General features: G+C 49.6%; 13 protein-coding genes. 11 read left to right on the top strand and 2 right to left on the bottom strand.

Annotated features, from left to right (window positions below; genetic code table 11):
* The first annotated feature begins 31 nt into the window (after window positions 1-31).
* Both ald and Q7P68_RS04330 read left to right on the top strand, forming a co-directional pair.
* Window positions 32-1,144, top strand: a complete 1,113-nt coding sequence (ald, locus tag Q7P68_RS04335) for an alanine dehydrogenase (protein ID WP_304223258.1) — start codon at window positions 32-34, stop codon at window positions 1,142-1,144.
* Window positions 1,145-1,156: 12 nt separating this feature from the next.
* Complete coding sequence (locus Q7P68_RS04330; protein WP_304223256.1) at window positions 1,157-1,591, top strand: Lrp/AsnC family transcriptional regulator; 435 nt, start codon at window positions 1,157-1,159, stop codon at window positions 1,589-1,591.
* A gap of 24 nt (window positions 1,592-1,615) precedes the next feature.
* Here Q7P68_RS04330 and Q7P68_RS04325 read toward each other — a convergent pair whose 3' ends face one another.
* Both Q7P68_RS04325 and Q7P68_RS04320 read right to left on the bottom strand, forming a co-directional pair.
* Window positions 1,616-2,806 (bottom strand): MFS transporter, encoded by a 1,191-nt coding sequence (locus Q7P68_RS04325; protein ID WP_304223374.1) that lies wholly within the window; start codon window positions 2,804-2,806, stop codon window positions 1,616-1,618.
* A gap of 70 nt (window positions 2,807-2,876) precedes the next feature.
* Complete coding sequence (locus Q7P68_RS04320; RefSeq protein WP_304223254.1) at window positions 2,877-4,046, bottom strand: hypothetical protein; 1,170 nt, start codon at window positions 4,044-4,046, stop codon at window positions 2,877-2,879.
* Window positions 4,047-4,107: 61 nt separating this feature from the next.
* Here Q7P68_RS04320 and Q7P68_RS04315 point away from each other — a divergent pair, with 61 nt between their 5' ends.
* From Q7P68_RS04315 to Q7P68_RS04275, 9 genes are all read left to right on the top strand, one after another.
* Entirely contained in the window at window positions 4,108-5,364 is a 1,257-nt protein-coding gene (locus Q7P68_RS04315) for an exonuclease SbcCD subunit D (protein WP_304223253.1), read from the top strand.
* Complete coding sequence (locus Q7P68_RS04310) at window positions 5,351-8,512, top strand: AAA family ATPase (RefSeq protein ID WP_304223252.1); 3,162 nt, start codon at window positions 5,351-5,353, stop codon at window positions 8,510-8,512. The genes Q7P68_RS04315 and Q7P68_RS04310 overlap by 14 nt, the downstream gene beginning before the upstream one ends.
* Window positions 8,513-8,527: 15 nt before the next feature.
* Entirely contained in the window at window positions 8,528-11,254 is a 2,727-nt protein-coding gene (locus Q7P68_RS04305) for a bifunctional diguanylate cyclase/phosphodiesterase (RefSeq protein WP_304223251.1), read from the top strand.
* A gap of 55 nt (window positions 11,255-11,309) precedes the next feature.
* Window positions 11,310-11,960, top strand: coding sequence for a bifunctional nicotinamidase/pyrazinamidase (gene pncA / locus Q7P68_RS04300; RefSeq protein ID WP_304223250.1), 651 nt, complete (start codon window positions 11,310-11,312; stop codon window positions 11,958-11,960).
* A 25-nt stretch (window positions 11,961-11,985) separates the two neighbouring features.
* Complete coding sequence (locus Q7P68_RS04295) at window positions 11,986-13,464, top strand: nicotinate phosphoribosyltransferase (protein ID WP_304223248.1); 1,479 nt, start codon at window positions 11,986-11,988, stop codon at window positions 13,462-13,464.
* Window positions 13,465-13,466: 2 nt separating this feature from the next.
* Complete coding sequence (locus Q7P68_RS04290) at window positions 13,467-14,369, top strand: glycerophosphodiester phosphodiesterase (RefSeq protein WP_304223246.1); 903 nt, start codon at window positions 13,467-13,469, stop codon at window positions 14,367-14,369.
* Between the two features lie 218 nt (window positions 14,370-14,587).
* Window positions 14,588-15,889, top strand: a complete 1,302-nt coding sequence (gene ugpB, locus Q7P68_RS04285; protein ID WP_304223245.1) for a sn-glycerol-3-phosphate ABC transporter substrate-binding protein UgpB — start codon at window positions 14,588-14,590, stop codon at window positions 15,887-15,889.
* 74 nt (window positions 15,890-15,963) lie between these two features.
* A complete protein-coding gene (gene ugpA / locus Q7P68_RS04280) occupies window positions 15,964-16,845 on the top strand; it encodes a sn-glycerol-3-phosphate ABC transporter permease UgpA (RefSeq protein WP_304223244.1) in 882 nt (293 codons plus the stop codon).
* A 9-nt stretch (window positions 16,846-16,854) separates the two neighbouring features.
* Window positions 16,855-17,189, top strand: a 335-nt coding sequence (locus Q7P68_RS04275) for an ABC transporter permease (protein ID WP_486187664.1), incomplete at its 3' end; no start/stop codon positions are given.

The raw sequence follows: 17,189 nt of genomic DNA, 5'->3' as shown, positions 1-17,189 counted from the left end.
CTGTAAGGCTCAATATCGGGAGGAACAGGGAATGAAAATCGGCTGTGTAAAGGAAATCAAGAAACATGAATACCGCGTGGGACTGACTCCGTCCTGCGTGGCAGCCTATGTTCAGCGGGGGCATCAGGTATATATCCAGAACGGTGCGGGCGAAGGAGCCGGTTTCGAAGACAGCGAATACAAAGCAGTGGGAGCAACCCTTGTTGCAAAGGCAGAAGATATTTACAGTTCCTGCCAGATGATTGTAAAGGTAAAAGAACCCCAAGCCTCAGAGTATCCCCTGCTGCGAGAAGGTCAAATTCTCTTTACCTACCTGCACCTGGCGGCTGACGAAGAACAAACAAAGGCCCTCTTAAAAAACAAGGTGACCGGTATTGCCTACGAAACAATCAGGCTCGATGACGGAAGCCTTCCCTGTCTTGCTCCTATGAGCGAGATTGCGGGCCGCCTCAGCGTGCAGGAGGGGGCAAAATATCTGGAGCGGCCCTTCGGCGGCCGGGGAATTCTCCTCGGCGGAGTCCCCGGAGTGCAGCGGGGAAAAGTGGCTATCCTGGGCGGCGGCGTAGTTGGCACCAACGCAGCTAAAATCGCACTTGGTATGGGAGCGGAGGTGACACTCCTGGATGTCCGTTCCAGCCGCTTAGCCTATCTGGATGATATATTTCACGGCGCAGTATCTACCCTCTATTCCACCGATGCAAACATCCGAAAAGTGGTGGCTGAAAGCGACCTCGTTATCGGCGCGGTGCTCATACCGGGAGCCCGGGCTCCAAAGCTGATCCGACGAGAACACTTAGGGTTGATGAAAAAACGCTCGGTCATCGTGGACGTAGCGGTAGATCAGGGAGGCTGTGTGGAGACCACAAGGCCCACCACCCATGATAACCCGGTCTACGAAGTAGATGGCATCGTTCATTACTGTGTGGCCAATATGCCCGGCGCAGTTGCTCTAACAAGTACCTTAGCGCTGACCAGCACCACATTACCCTTTGGCCTTGAAATCGCTGAAAAGGGCGCGGAAGCAGCCTGCCGGGACAACCCGGCGATCCGCCGGGGGCTTAATACCTATCAGGGCCAGCTTACCTGTAAAGAAGTGGCCGCTGCTTTTAATCTCCCCTGGACGGATGCGGACAAGCTGTTGTAAGCTCCAAAAACCATGGAATTGGACACAACCGACTGGAATATCATCAATATTCTTAAAGAGGGCTATGAGAACAACAACACCATAGCCCGCGCCCTCGGTTTATCCGAGGGGACTATCCGAAGCCGGATAAAACGGCTCCGGGAAGCAGGGGTCATGCAGATACGGGCCCTTATAAACCCGGAAGTGCTGGATAACAAGCAGCTTGCCCTGGTAGCCATGAGGGTCGCCGAGTCGCGCCTCCTGGAGACCAAGGCGGAAGAGGTGTCCCGGCTTCCGAACGTACTGTCCGTTTCTATCGCCTCAGGGCGTTATGATCTTATTGCTGAGGTCCTAGTAGACTCAAACCGGGGCCTTGTCCGATTCCTTACCGAAGAACTTTCCGGTGTAGAAGGGGTTGTTAGCTCCGAAAGTTTTCTTATGCTCAAAAGTTATAATAAATTTGTGTAAATAAGGCAAATAAGGCATGGAGCGCTAAACCGACTCGGCATTTACTTTTTCCCGCTTTTCTCTCATTGACACAAAAAGGGGCACTGCAATGCCTGCGATAGCCAGAACCGTACCGGTAGCAATAAAAACCGCCCCATAACCGAAGCCTATTGCAAGGGCCGAACCTATAGCCGGTCCTATTGCACCACCGGCGGAGGCAACGGAACTGCGGAGACCGTACATGCTCCCCTGTTTCTCCCGAGGGGTTTTAACCGCGATGAGGGCATTCACCGAAGGCATATTGCCGCCAATAAAGAAACTGCTCATCACCCTTAAAACAAGCAGCTGGGTTACAGAGCTAACAAAAGCCTGGGGCAACGTAAAAAGGGCAGCCCCACCCATGCAAAATACTAAGGTTCGCCGGTAGCCTAGACGGTAACTGATTTTACCAATAAGCACCGCTGCGACGGAAGAACTAATTGCAGCAGCGGCTATAACAAGTCCTGTATCGGATGCTATCCGAGCGGAAGCGGTAGAAATGGTTTTTATAAAGAGGGGCAGAAAGGGAGAGGTGATGCTGCCTGCAACCTGGTCTGCGGCCACAATGGCAAGGAGGGTCCACAGGGCCTTGCGCTCCGTTCCGCGCAGGGGCGAAAAGTCGGGGACCAGGCTTTTTACAAAGGACTTTCGCTGGGCCGGCGGACTAAAATCATCGGTAGCAAAGATGCTCACAATAAAACCGCCAAGGAGAAGCAAAATTGCGGTAGCAAAAAAATTGATTCGGTGGCCGTAAAAATCAGAGATATAACCGCCGAGCAGGGGCCCTAAGGAATTTCCCAAAAAAATAGACATTTGGAGCAGTCCCAGCGCGTAGCCCCGCTCTTCTTCGGGAGAAACCGAAGCAACTAAAACCGTTGCAGCACCGACCGTACCGGTCAGCATACCTTGAATAGTACGGAGCAAAAGCAACTGCCAGGGATCACTGACAAAGCCCTGCAAACAAAGGATGACCGCACCGCCGAACATGGCCCGCAGGAGCATGGGCTTCCGGCCAAATTGGTCCGCCAGGCTCCCCCATATCGGAGCCATTATCATCATGCTGATGGCAGGCAGGGTCTGCAGAAGCCCGGTATACAGCTTTACCGCCTGGGGATCGGTAATTCCTAAATCGCCGAGAAAAAAGGGAATAATGGGAGTAGAAGTACCAAAGCCGGCTATGGCAAGGACTTCACCTATCCAGACCGAATAGAGAGTCCGCTTCCACCCAGAATGTGTTGCAGAAATCGACGTAGTAAACCTCTATTAATTATTTTAACATAAGGGCCTGCCAGATTTGTATAAGTGGCAGGACAATACATACTACAATAAAGACAATTTCCAGTACAAGGGTACGCCGCTCTGCCGAATCGGTTTTTACCATTTCATAGACTGAAGAAAGCACATCCAGGCGTCGCTCAACGGATCTGCTCCAGCCATCGGTATTGAATATTTCGCAGAGCCGGGAATAAATCTGACCCAGAAAATAGTCCCCAATTATTTTGGATGAATTTTCAAGGTTTTCGAGTATAAAGAGAGCTTCGAAGCGCAATGCCTGGATACGGGCAAATTTTTTCTGGGGAGCTTTGCCCCGCAGTTTTATGCGCCCCTTGCCCTTCTTGTTTTTCTGAATACCATAAACCGTTAAATCCCGTTCTGCCTCGTCGAGTCTTTGGTCTAAAAGCCGATCCAAGGCGCGAAGTTCAAGGAGCCGGTAATTTGCATGCTCAATAATAAGAAGAATATCTTCGTAGTCCCGGTGGCTGTCAAAAATAACACAGTGGTCCATATCAAAAATAGCTAAATCATCGGGCCTATACGAAAAAGGCCGGGCCAACGATGCCTGAATCTGGGACTCATGAAGCGAATCAGCGTCATATTCACCGATAAGGAGCGAGGCAAGGCGTGCTCTGTTCTGCTGGACAAAGAGGGGCGGAAGTTCAGGATATTCCAGGAAACAATATGCCAGATAATGCTCCTGCTGAATGTTCGAACGTTCTATACCGTCTACAATGGCATCCCCAATGGCATCCAAGAGACGTCCGAAAAGCCGGTCCGCATACTCTGCAAAACTGTATGTGTAACCCTGACTTCTGATTAATGAGGAACGGGATAGTGGACCCAGCGCATCCAGAGTAAAACGACCGGTACCTCTGAGCAAAATGGTCACCGCCCCGTCATTGTACACCTTTGCGGAGGGGAATACCGTTCCGAGCCCCTCGGCTTCAACTTCTTCAAAGGCAAACCACACCGGCTGGGGAAGCGAAAGTGATGTGGGGGTATCTTTGCGCAAGGGCAGCAGACTTCCCAGCTTTTTCCCCGAAAACCGGGCATACAGGGCGGGGCTTTCCAGGATTTTCATATCAATAGCCCGCCCTACATCCTTTATGGAAAAATAAACGAGTTCAGTGAGCAGGGGGTCCTGATTAGTTTCTGTCATGGAACTATTATAACATAAGCGGGTATTGACCGATACAGGTAAGCCCCGTAGATTGAGCATTATGAAGTTTCTCCATCTTGCGGATCTGCATCTGGGACGCCTGTTTCATGAACAATCCCTTATTGAAGACCAGAAATATCTGCTCAATCAACTTGTGGATATACTATCCCGGGACCGGTATTCGGCAATCCTCTTAGCCGGGGATATTTACGACCGGTCCATACCATCCGCTGAGGCGGTAAGTCTCTTGGGAGACTTCCTGAATACCCTCCATAGCCGCTTTCCCGATACAGCCATCTGCATGATTGCGGGAAACCATGATTCACCTGAACGGCTTGCCTTTGGCCATGAACTGTTTAGGTCCATGAACATACACATAGTCTCGGACCCAAATCTTTCTTTTGAGCCAGTCATTGTGACAGACGGGAAAGAACGCTGTGCGGTGTTTCTCCTTCCCTTCCTGTACCCCGGTTCGCTTTATTCCCCCAAAGAATCCCCAAACTCAGACAACCAAGAATCCGGTACAGCACCGCAGGGTCTGCGAACCCAGCAAAACCTTGCAGCCGAGGCAGGACGGCGGCTCGAAGAACGGCGAAAAGAACTTGCAATGCAGAGTATACACCAGTCGGTGCTTGTCGCCCACCTCTTTACCCAGGGAGGACGAGAAAGCGAATCGGAGCGGATTTTCGTCGGCACTGCCGAACAGGTTGATGTCCAGCTTTTCTCTGGGTTTTCCTACGTCGCCCTGGGGCATCTGCATCGCTGCCAACAGGCGGGGCCGAACGCCTGGTATGCCGGAAGCCCCCTGGCCTACAGCTTTGGTGAGGCTGGCCAGGAAAAGGTTTGCCTTGAGGTGGAGATCCCGGACCGCGAATCAGACCAACCAGCAACAGTACGGGCCATTCCGCTTAAGCCGCTTCACCCGGTACGGCGGATCAAGGCCTCATTTGCGGACCTTATGTCAGGGAACTTTCAGACAGAAGAGAAGGAGACACAGGCTGACTCACTTGTTCATTCATACCTCGAAATTGAGCTCACCGACGAGCACCTGGTAGAAAATGCCCAGCGGCTTTTGGAGCAACGATATCCATTGGTACTCTCGGTAAAACAGGACAGAGCATTCCAAGCCCTGGTAGCTGAACGGTCTGCCCTGCAGGGCATGCTGCCCGATACAGCCTCAGGAGAAACGGGGCGCCGCCGGGGCACCTTGGATGACTTTATATCATTCGAAGAAACCCTGTACGGAATGGTAGACCAGGAGAAACTGGACCTTTTTGCAACCCTCTTAAAGGAGCAGCAATCCCATGAGACCCCGTAAGCTCATCATGTACAACATCGGTCCTTTTACGGGCCGCACCGAAATAGATTTTACCAGGCTGGACGACATTTTTCTTATTTCCGGAAAAACCGGTTCGGGCAAAACCACCATCTTTGACGCCCTCTGTTTTGCCCTCTATGGTAAACTCCCGGGGAGCAGGAAAAACCTGGAAACAAAAATCCGTTCCGATTTTGCAGGTCTCGATGAAGACTGTTGGGTAGAGCTTGAATTTTCTCTCGGTAATGAGTCCTATGTTGTACAGCGAAGTCCCAAATTGGAACGACCCAAGAAACGGGGAACCGGAACCACCGTGGAAGAAGAAGCGGCGGTACTCTACCGGCTCGCCAGTGGGGGCGAACGGCAGAGCCTATCGAGCAGAAAAAGCGAGGCGGATGAAAAAATCGCCCGGCTTTTAGGCCTCTCGGCCGACGAATTTGCAAAGATAATACTTCTTCCCCAGGGAGAGTTCGCCCAGTTCTTACAACAAAATTCCCAGGCTCGCCGGGATGTGCTGCGGAAACTCTTTCCCGTGGAAGAAGCAGTAGCCATTAGAGAGCTTGCGGCGGAAAAAAAGAAAGAAGCCGAGGGTATGTTAAAGACAGCCAATTTGGCCCTACAGGAAGCTTCTCAGCGGTACAATGAACAGGAAAACCAGGCAGAGCAAAATCGCATCAGGGCCGAATTGGAACAAATTGCCGAAAAGGACAGGCAAACCTTAGACCACATAAAAACCTTAAGCGAAGCCCTGAGCCGAGCCCGCCAGCGGCAGGAACTGGTACAGCGGCTTGCCGCCATCGATGAAGAGCAGCGTACACTTACCGAACAGCAGCAGGAAATAGAAGCCTTAAGTCAGGCACTGGCCATGAACCAACAGGCAAAACCAGCCCAGGAAAAGCTTTATCAGGAAAGGGAGCTGGAAAACAGAATCAAAAACCTGCAAGCGGAACGGGAACAGGCCGAGCAGCGGACTGCCATGGCAATTCATCAATATGACGAAATAGAAAACCAAAAAAGCAGCATTGAAAACCTAAATCGTGAATGCACTGCCCTCAGGGAGCAGAAGGGAGCCCTTTCCCAGGCTGTGGAGGAGGAACAGCGGCTCAGGCAGCTCGAAACGCGCCGAGAAGAACTCTTAACTGCGATCCATGAAGCAGAAGAAAGCCTTCCAGGACTCCGGGCCGACATAGAAAATTTACAGGAATTGCTTATAAAAAGCGAAGGGGCCGCCCAAGTTGAAACGACACTTCAGGATCAAAAGGAGATGAGCGTTGCCCTCATGGCTCACCTCCGCAACCTCCTTCAATATGCCCAACAGGACAGCCAAAAACGCACAGAGCAGCGCACCGCAGAAGAAGGTTTAGCCCAGCACAGAATGGAACTCGACACAATCGAGAAGCGGCTCCCCATACTTAGTGAAGAACTGGCTAACTTGGAAAAACAATACAAGGAACAGGAAGAGGCAAACCTTGCTGCCCGGCTCGCCGCAACCCTCAAACAAGGGGACCCCTGCCCCGTTTGCGGCTCGCTTCATCATCCGGCCCCTGCCCTCGCGCCCCCCACTCGTTTTGGTACGGAAGAAAAAATATCGGCCCTCAAAATAGAACAAAAAGATTTGGAAAAACGCATGGCCGAGCTGCGGACCGAAATACGAAACCAGGAGCTTACATTAAATAGGCTTATTCGGGAACTGGAAGAGATAGAAGAGAAGTACCATGAAATCCGCACCAGCCTGCTCGCTCTCCTTTCCCCCCATTCTGGGCTCCCCTTCGAGATTACCTGTCTTAACAACGCACGGGGCTTACCAGAAGTATCGGAAGTCCAGCTCGACATCCGGAATAACTCGACAGCGGCAGAAATTATCAATAAAAACCTCCAGCAGTTACGAAAGGAAACCCTTAATCTTACCCAGGTTGCCCGAAATCTGCAGGAAAAGCAGGGTCTGGCTGCCCGTGCACAGGCCCAATTGGAAAGCGGCAGGCAGCAGCTAGCCGATTTATCTCATCAAATTGATGAAATAAAAGGAAGGCTCCAACTCTATTTTGATATATGGAAAACAGAAACCATCGCCCTTGCCCTGAACCGCCTGCAGCAGCATCTAGAAACCATGGAGGCCCAGATAGCGGAGTATGAAAAAAAGAAGCAGCAGCTCGGCATAGAGAAAGCCCAGGCACTGCAGCACAGGGAAAGCCTGGAAAAGCGCTGGCAGGATTTTAAAGAAGAAGAAGCAAAGCTTAAACAGGCCCTCACAGCCATGGCAGAGGAACTCGGGTTTACCGACACGGAGGCACTAAAGGCCGCCATATTAAGCCCAGAAGCAGAAGGGACATACAGTTCCCGGGTTCAAGCTTGGAAAGAAAACATGGACCGGCTTATACACCAGGAAGAAGAAGCCCGGCGTGCCCTGGCGGGACTCCACATAGAGGGCCCTGGAAACCAGAGAGAAGCCACCGTAGAGGCCCTTGAGCAAGCCCTTCATGATACAGAAGAGGCCCATGAACAATTGGCGGAAACACAGCAAGCCCTGCAGGTAAAACTCCAGAGCCTTATTCAGGATCAGGAACGATATACAGCTGCTTTGGATCAGTATAATCGCCTCAATGAAACCCATTCCCGCTATAAAGCCCTGTCAGAGGACCTAGCCGGCTCGAACCCCAAAAAGTGGCCCTTCGATTCCTGGCTCCTCAGCCTTTATCTCCAGGAAGTAACCTCCTATGCAAACAGGCGGCTCGAACGGATGAGTGAAGGAAGGTATTCCATACTTCTGAACCCCGAAAACGAAAATAACCGAGCCCTGGGCGGCCTTGACCTCGCGGTCTTTGACTCCTTCACCGGCAAGACCCGCCCCTGCGCGACACTCTCGGGGGGCGAAAGCTTCATGGCTTCCATAAGCCTCGCCCTGGGACTGGCCGATTCTATCCAAGCCCGCTCCGGGGCAGTACGGCTCGATGCCATCTTTATCGACGAAGGTTTTGGCAGCCTGGACGAGGTCAGCCTGGATCGGGCCTTAACCATTCTGGATGAAATCCGGGATCACCGCATGGTGGGCCTCATTTCCCATGTGGCGGAGATGAAAAACAGAATTCCCAGCAAAATTGAGGTCATAAAATCAAACCAGGGTTCCAAAATTTTGATTTCCGGAGAAAGCTAGCCTATATTTGTTTGTATGAATAAAGTAAAGCTCTGGACACCTCAGCATGCAACCAGGACATTAATCCTCAGTTCCATGCTGGTGTGCCTCTTGCTTTTAGGATTTGCCATCTTCAGCACTTACCAATTTCTCCGGCAAGAACAAAGCATGGCGCTGCAGGCCCAGGAACAGGTCCAGACACTATTACATTATCAGATCGATCAGGTGACAGCGGTTACTGCGGATTACAGCCGCTGGGACGACACCTGGCTTTACATGCAGGGGAAAAATCCCGATTACCCTGAGGTTAATTTTACCGAGGAATCATTAGAAAATCTTGGCTTTGCATTCGTAGCCCTCTATACAATCGAAGGACAGCTTTATTTTTCTTTTTCAGCCGCAGAAGCAAACACAGCAGAACTCCTAAAAACAATTCCGCCATCTTTGCAGCAGGATTGTCATGGGGGCCTCATCCTATCGGAAAAACCCTTTTTAGTGGCAATCCAGAAAATACTGCGCAGCGATTTATCCGGTCCACCCCAAGGTTTTCTTATCTTTGGTAAATATATTGATGAACGATTAAAGCAAACCTTGAGCCAGCTCTCAGGTACGGATGTACAGATTAACATAGCTCAATCAGCAGAAACTTCCCATACATCTTCAGATCTGCAGCCCCAGATGAGCTTTAAGGTATCTGAAATCGATGTTACCTCCCACATGCCGGGGTTACTCGAAAACACAATGATAGAACTTTCGGTCCGCGTACCCCGGGACCTGTTTTGGAATGGTTTCCGCTCGGTAGCAGTCTTATTCTTATTGGCAGGGGTAATAAGCACCATACTGCTGCTCAATGTCAGGTCCGCCCGACAATTACTCGCATATGAGACCAATTCAGCTGCCATACTTGAACAGCAGGTAACCGAGCGGACCGAAGCCCTGCGGATGACCAATGAAACGCTGATGACCTACAAAAAAATTATTGAAAACACGGGGGAAGGCATACTTATTACCGATCTCTCAGGCATCATCCAGGAGATAAATCCAGCTATTGCAGAGATGTGCGGTTTTTCTAAAGAAGAAATTTTAGGGCAAAAAACAAGTATTTTTAAATCTGGAATGCACTCACAATCATTTTACAAGGATCTTTGGGATACATTAATAGATACCGGTCATTGGGAGGGTGAAATTTGGAACCGAAAAAAAGACGGATCCCTCATGCCATATTGGCTCAGTATCGACACCCTGAAAAATATCGAAGAAAAACCATACAAATATGTTGCCTTTTATATTGATATTGCCCAGCTTAAACAAACCCAGGAAAAACTGAACAATCTTGCCTTTTATGATTCCCTCACCGGGCTTCCCAACCGAGCCCTTTTTATGGACCGCTTAGACCAGGTGTTAAGCCGAACCCAGCGGGATAAGAACCGTTTTGCCCTCCTGTATATGGATTTGGACCATTTTAAAGATGTGAATGATGGGTACGGCCATCAGGTTGGGGATGAACTGCTCATCCTTGCGGCCCATCGCATAAAAGCCCAGGTTCGTGAATGCGACACAGTGTGCCGGCTGGGAGGAGATGAATTTACCATTATTTTAGAAGATATCCACCGCAGCGCCGATGCAGGCATGGTGGCAAAAAAAGTCATCGAAGCTCTCCGAGAACCCTTCTTCATACATGAACGGGAAATCTATATCGGCTGCAGTGTTGGCATTGCCCTCTATCCCTATGACGGGGCCACTATACAGGAACTGGTAAAAAACGCCGATGCGGCCATGTACGACGCCAAGGAGCAGGGCCGGGGCCAATATCGCTTTGCTTCTGGAGCCGCTGGACTCTCAAGCAGACACCGGATCGAAGTGGAAGCATCTATACGAAAAGCTATGGATGAAAACCGCTTTATATTATGCTACCAGCCATTGGTATCCTCCGGAAGCGCCGAGGCAGGAAAACCCAAGGGCATCATTGGGGCGGAAGCGCTGATCAGAATCAAAAATCCGGATGAATCGATTATTCCACCGGGCCAATTTATAGAGGTAGCCGAAGAAACAGGGCTCATTATACCCATGGGCGGATGGGCTCTGAAACAAGCTTGCAAGGACGCAAAAGAATGGGAACTATCGGGGAAACCAATACAGGTTTCGGTGAATGTATCTCAGCGGCAATTTGAGCGGGGGCATATCATTAAGCAGACCGAAGAAGCACTTAAAGAAAGCGGCCTGTCTCCGCGGCTCCTCAAGCTGGAAGTGACCGAGTCCCTTTTTATGAGGGATGCCCAGAGGGTAGCTTCTATAATGGATGAATTAAAAAAATTGGGAATCTGCTTTGCGGTAGATGATTTTGGAACCGGTTATTCTTCTCTGCGTTATATAGACAGCCTGCCTATAGATAGCCTTAAAATCGATAAATCCTTTGTGGACCATTTGCGTTCCGATATGATAGGGGAACTAAAACTAAAAGAGCCAGCCCCCGCTCGGGATCTGCAGAATGGATCAGTAGCCCTTGCAGTCGTTTCCATGGCCCGTTCCTTTGGATTGGTTTCTATAGCCGAAGGGGTAGAAACCCAGGAACAGCTGGATGCCCTGAAACGACGGGGCTGCGATGCCATTCAAGGGTATTTTATCAGCAAACCCCTGCCGGCTTCCCTATTCCGCAGTTTCATCATGAATGATCAAAATACTATTCCCTTGGATTTTGCGGAGTTTAAACAGGATGATGAAGCATCTCAACAAGATGACATAGAAGAGCTCGAAAGTATCTAAAACTCTTGTAGGACCGCCCCTCTTAGGATACCATAGGACCACATGGAGGATCCCTATGGCCTTGCTTTCTAGTGATACAGCCCTGCTCATCATCGATGTTCAGAACGATTTTTGTCCGCCCTATCACAACAAAGACGGAAGCATTTCTGAACCGGGGGCTTTGGCGGTTGCTGGTGCAAATGAAATACTCGGTCCTATAAATATGTTATCGGCTCTTTGTGAAAAGCAAGGAGTACCTGTCATAGCAACCCAGGATTGGCACCCACGAAACCACTGTTCTTTTTCTTCTACCCATGCGGCGCCCGGAGAGGAACAGGGAATTTGGCCGGATCATTGCGTTCAGGGAACCAAGGGTGCGGATTTTCATCCCGAATTGAACCTTAATCCCATACGGCTCATAGTCCGAAAAGGTTTTAGGCCCTATCTGGATTCATATTCAGCTTTCTTCGAAAACGACCGTTGTACTCCCACGGGTCTCGAATTTTATCTCAAAGGACTTGGGGTCTCCAAAATTGTCGTAACAGGACTTGCAACCGACTACTGTGTTAAATACAGCGCGCTGGATGCCCGGCGACTCGGCTTTGAGGTCATGATTGTGTCAGATGCGGTGCGGGGAGTAGACTATCCTGCAGGCTCTTTGCAAAAAGCCCTGGTAGAGTTAGAAACCGCAGGCGTCTCTTTTATCGACTCAGCCGAGATTATCTAAAAACCAGCAATAAGGAGTAGAATACATGCAAGAAGCGAGCTTTTGCCCCCAATCGGCACTCTTCACCGATTTTTACGAACTTACCATGGCCCAGGGCTACTGGAAACGGGGCATGAACCATCGGGCAGTCTTTGATATGTTTTTCCGCCGCCAGCCCTTTAATGGTGGCTTTTCGGTCTTCGCAGGACTCGAGACGTTTCTCGACAAGCTCGCTCATTTTCGTTTTTCTTCGGAAGATCTGGAGTACCTGGCGAGCCTCTCCTATTTTGACAAGGACTTTCTTGCATATCTTAAGACCTTCCGGTTTACCGGAGATGTCTGGGCCATGGACGAAGGAACTGTTGTTTTTCCCCAGGAGCCCCTCATCCGCATCGATGCAAACCTCATAGAAGCTCAAATAATAGAAGGGATGCTGCTTAACACTATCAATTTCCAGAGCCTTATCGCGACTAAAACAGCTCGGGTGTACCTGGCTTCCTGGAAAGGCACCATCATGGAGTTTGGCCTCCGCCGGGCTCAGGGCCCTGACGGCGCCATGTCCGCATCTCGGGCAGCTTTTATTGGAGGGGCCAGCGGAACATCAAACGTTCTCGCGGGAAAAACCTATGGGATCCCCGTTATGGGAACCATGGCCCACTCGTGGATTATGTCCTTTCCATCGGAAGAAGCGGCCTTTGAAGCCTATGCGGAAACCTACCCAGATAGAACAGTTTTTTTAATCGATACTTATGATACCCTGGACAGTGGTATTAAAAATGCCATTAAGGTCGGGAAAAAACTCGCCGCCCAGGGCAAAAAATTCGGGGTACGACTTGATTCGGGAGATATTCATTATCTTTCGGTAGAAGTCCGCAAGGCCCTGGATGCGGCGGGCTTAAAAAATGCGACCATCGCGGTATCAAATGATCTGGATGAATCCATTATCCAGACCTTAACGGCAGCCAAAGCCCCCATCGATAGCTGGGGGGTGGGTACCAATATGGTAACCGGCGGCACTGAAGCGGCCTTTACCGGGGTTTATAAACTTGCAGCCCGGCAGGTAGCGGACGGGAACCTCCAGCCTACCATTAAATTCTCCGATAATCCTGAAAAGACAACTAATCCGGGAGCAAAACAGGTTTGGCGCCTCTACAGTACGGAGGGCATGGCCGAGGCGGATGTGATGACCCTGGATCAAAAACTGGCAGATAAAAGTGATGCCCCCGAAGACGCTATAAGAAAGGGGGTCGAATATGCATTCTGGCACCCTGCGGCGGACTATCGGCACTTTCATTACACCCCCCAGGGCAATATAGAGCCCCTGCTCAAACCTCGTATGAAGGGCGGTGAACTTATTCAGGACCACCCGACATTAAAATCCATCCAGCAGCGGGTGCGCTTAAGCCTAGACCGCTTTGACGGCAGCTACAAGCGGATTCTTAATCCCCATATTTATAAAGTTTCAATTTCTGAACAACTACGGGATCTTAAATTGCAGCTGATCCAGGAATATTTAGGAGAATGATGATGGATAAGCGCACTAACTACGTCTTACAGGCCTTTCAGGAAGGAAGAACTATTGTTTACGGGCACCGAGGCAGCAGGGCCTATGCACCGATGAATACTATTCCGGCCTTTGAGCTTGCTATACAACAAGGCGCTGACGGTATAGAACTCGATGTTCAGCTTTCTGCGGATCGGGAACTGGTCATCATTCATGATTTTACCGTAGACGGCACCACCGATGGGACCGGAGCGGTACGGGACCTGCTTTTTGCTGAACTGAGGGAACTGAATGCGGCCGCTCGGTTCTCGCCCATGGCAGAGCCCCTCCAGGGCCATATTCCCCACTATCCATTTATTATGATCCCAACCCTGGAAGAAGTGTTTTCTCTGGTTAAAGACAGGGCTCCGGCGGACTTTATCGTTAATGTGGAAATCAAGGCCCCCTATTGTACCGCCAGCGGCGGTTTCGCCAGCGGCGGTTTCGCTAGCGGCGATGCTGCCAGCGGCGATGCCGCTGACGACAACGGCATTGAGGCCCTGGTGGCAGCCTGTATCGACCGCTATGACATGGCCCGGAATGTTATTGTGTCATCGTTTAACCCACCGACCCTCAAACGATTTAAGGCAATCAAACCCTCTATCCCTGTAGGTTTTCTTGTGGAAGAGGCAAGTCCTTCTTACACCACAACCTTAATAAACCAGTATCTTCCTGATATCGCGGGAAAATCTGGACACGAAGCCTGGCACCCCCGCTATTCTATGGTAAATCCGGAACTGGTCGCCACAGAACGGAATCACGGCCGGCTTACCCAGGCGTGGACCGTTAATGAGCCTCAACTGGCCCGGGATCTTGTATCCTGGGGCGTCACCGGCATCATTACCGATATGCCCGATCGAATTAAAACCGCCTTATCCGGTAATTAACATACTTCTAGGTTATTTAACACCACACTTATAGTCTCCTAACTATTTCTTTACAAAGAAACGCCACCATAGGTCTAACCATAGGTTTACAAGAAAAAATCAAATATTCTTGCCTATTTTTCGGTTCGGGCGTAAGCTATATTTTGCTGTAACCCGAAAGAGCTTTATCCATAGCGATAGCTCTGAGAAAGATTCGTTACACAAAAAAGGAGTGGTGTATGAAAAAGGTGTACCTTTTCACAATCCTAGCAGGTCTGGCAAGCACAATCTTTGCCCAGACCACGATCGAGTTCTGGCATGCCATGGGCGGAAAAAACGGCGAAATTACCGCCCAGGTCTGCGACATGTTCAATAAAAGCCAAAGTGAGTATGTGGTGAATCCCGTGTATAAGGGCAGCTATGCGGATACAATGAATGCTGGCATTGCTGCCTTCCGTTCAGGGACTCCGCCTGCCATACTACAGGTATATGAAGTTGGAACAGCAACTATGATGAGCGCAAAAGGAGCCATCAAACCGGTATACCAGCTCATGGCTGAACAGAAGGAACCCTTTGATCCTAAAGCATACATTCCTACCATCACAAGCTATTATTCAACATCCAAGGGTGAAATGCTTTCCATGCCCTTTAACTCTTCCACCGCAGTCATGTACTACAACAAAGATGCCTTCCGCAAAGCAGGCCTGGACCCTGAAAAACCGCCAAAGACATGGCCTGAGTTTTTCGAAGTGGCTAAAAAACTTAAGGCTGCAGGATATGAAGCAGGCTTTACTACCAACTGGATATCCTGGATTCAGCTTGAAAACTTTTCAGCCTGGCACAATGTACCGTTTGGAACTAAATCCAACGGATTCGATGGTCTGGACACCCAGCTTGTGTTTAATGGCCCCTTGCAAGTAAAACATTTTGAAAACCTGTATCAAATGGCCAAAGAAGGGGTATTCAAATATGGCGGCCGGGAAAACAAGGCAAACGCACTCTTTACTTCCGGCACGGTGCCGCTCCACTTTGAGTCCATCGGTGGCTATGGATCGATGAAGGCAACCTGCAAATTTGACTTTGGTGTAGCTATGCTGCCCTATTATCCCGATGTTAAGGGAGCTCCCCAAAACTCCATCATTGGTGGCGCAAGTCTCTGGGTTATGACACAGAAGGACCAAAAAGTTTACAAAGCGGTGGCAAAATTCTTTAGCTTCCTGTCCAAGCCCGAAACCCAGGCATTCTGGCACCAGCAGACAGGTTATTTGCCTATTACGACCGCTGCCTATGAACTGACAAAAAAACAGGGCTACTACAACGAGAATCCTGGCCCAGAAGTGGCAATTAAACAACTTTTGAACAAGGCCCCCACTCAGAATACCATGGGACTCCGTTTCGGTTTTATGCCCCAGATTCGTACCATAGAGGATGAACAATGGGAAGCCATTCTGGACGGCAAAATATCCGTAAAGGACGGGCTAGACATGATGGTTAAACTGGGGAACGAAAAACTCAGAGAATTTGAACGGATCAACAAATAGCAACATGTTCAACAATTGACATAAAGGCTGCCTGCATCATGCGGGTAGCCTTTGTGCGTTAAAGGATGCATCCCATGACGAAACAGTATGCCTTTCACAATAAGACCTTGCCCTATGTACTTGTGCTTCCCCAAATGATAATCGTGGCAATCTTTTTCTTTTGGCCCGCCTTTATGGCCCTGTACCAGTCTCTTTTTATACAGGATGCCTTTGGAATTTCCCTCATTTTTGTGGGACTGGAAAATTACATCAAACTATTACAAAACCCTCAGTATATCGATTCACTTATTTTGTCTTTTAAATTTGCAATCATGGTAGCCTTTTCTGCCCTTACCATCTCTCTTTTTTTGGCAGTCCAGGCAAATAAACATATAGCAGGAAAAACCTTTTATACCACCATGCTGGTCTGGCCCTATGCAGTTTCTACTCTCGTAGCCGGGGTATTGTGGATGTTTTTGTTTAACCCAACGGTGGGTATCATTTCCTATCAATTAAAAAAAATTGGTATAGACTGGAATTATTTAGTTAAAAGCGGTCAAGCGCTCTTTATAGTTACCCTCGCGTCCAGCTGGAAACAGATTTCTTATAATTTTGTCTTTTTTTTAGCGGGACTGCAGAATGTACCAGTGTCGCTGATAGAAGCAGCTGCTATTGACGGCGGCGGTCCCTTTACCCGTTTCTGGCGGGTAGTGTTTCCCCTGCTTTCGCCTACTACCTTCTACTTGCTTGTTATGAACCTGGTGTACGCCTTTTTCGAAACCTTCCCCATTATACACCAGGTAACCTCCGGTGGGCCCAACCAGGCAACTAATATTCTTGTCTATAAGGTCTACAAGGATGGGGTGATTAATCTCGATCTTGGAAGTTCCGCAGCCCAATCGGTAATCTTGATGCTGATCGTCATTGTACTCAGCGCCCTCCAGTTCCGCTTTGTGGAACGGAAAGTGGAATATTAGGAGACAGCCATGGTAGAAAAATCCCTGTTCAGGCGAGCCTTTCCCCATGTCGTTTTGCTGCTTGCCCTTTTTATTATTGTCTTTCCCATTTGGGTCGTCTTTGTGGGCTCTACTCAGCGGCTCGCGGACATTCTGGATGCCCCCATGTCCATACTGCCAGGAGATCAGTTTGGCGTAAACTATGGCCGTGCCTTCTTTGAAGGGGCTAAAAATCTGGGAGCCAATGCGGCCATAATGGTTAAGAACTCCACCATTATGGCATTAGGTATTTCGGTGGGTAAAATTGTTATTTCCCTTTTAGCAGCCTTTGCCATTGTCTATTTTGATTTTGCCCTAAAGGACTT

Source organism: Gracilinema caldarium (assembly GCF_029265695.1).
GTDB classification, from domain to species: Bacteria; Spirochaetota; Spirochaetia; order Treponematales; family Breznakiellaceae; genus Gracilinema; species Gracilinema caldarium_A.
This window is presented reverse-complemented; position numbering and strand designations above follow the sequence as displayed.

Coding starts and splice junctions, on each gene's coding strand:
- ald (WP_304223258.1), top strand. CDS start 32: ATGAAAATCGGCTGTGTAAAGGAAATCAAGAAACATGAATACCGCGTG.
- Q7P68_RS04330 (WP_304223256.1), top strand. CDS start 1,157: ATGGAATTGGACACAACCGACTGGAATATCATCAATATTCTTAAAGAG.
- Q7P68_RS04320 (WP_304223254.1), bottom strand. CDS start 4,046: ATGACAGAAACTAATCAGGACCCCCTGCTCACTGAACTCGTTTATTTT.
- Q7P68_RS04315 (WP_304223253.1), top strand. CDS start 4,108: ATGAAGTTTCTCCATCTTGCGGATCTGCATCTGGGACGCCTGTTTCAT.
- Q7P68_RS04310 (WP_304223252.1), top strand. CDS start 5,351: ATGAGACCCCGTAAGCTCATCATGTACAACATCGGTCCTTTTACGGGC.
- Q7P68_RS04305 (WP_304223251.1), top strand. CDS start 8,528: ATGAATAAAGTAAAGCTCTGGACACCTCAGCATGCAACCAGGACATTA.
- pncA (WP_304223250.1), top strand. CDS start 11,310: ATGGCCTTGCTTTCTAGTGATACAGCCCTGCTCATCATCGATGTTCAG.
- Q7P68_RS04295 (WP_304223248.1), top strand. CDS start 11,986: ATGCAAGAAGCGAGCTTTTGCCCCCAATCGGCACTCTTCACCGATTTT.
- Q7P68_RS04290 (WP_304223246.1), top strand. CDS start 13,467: ATGGATAAGCGCACTAACTACGTCTTACAGGCCTTTCAGGAAGGAAGA.
- ugpB (WP_304223245.1), top strand. CDS start 14,588: ATGAAAAAGGTGTACCTTTTCACAATCCTAGCAGGTCTGGCAAGCACA.
- ugpA (WP_304223244.1), top strand. CDS start 15,964: ATGACGAAACAGTATGCCTTTCACAATAAGACCTTGCCCTATGTACTT.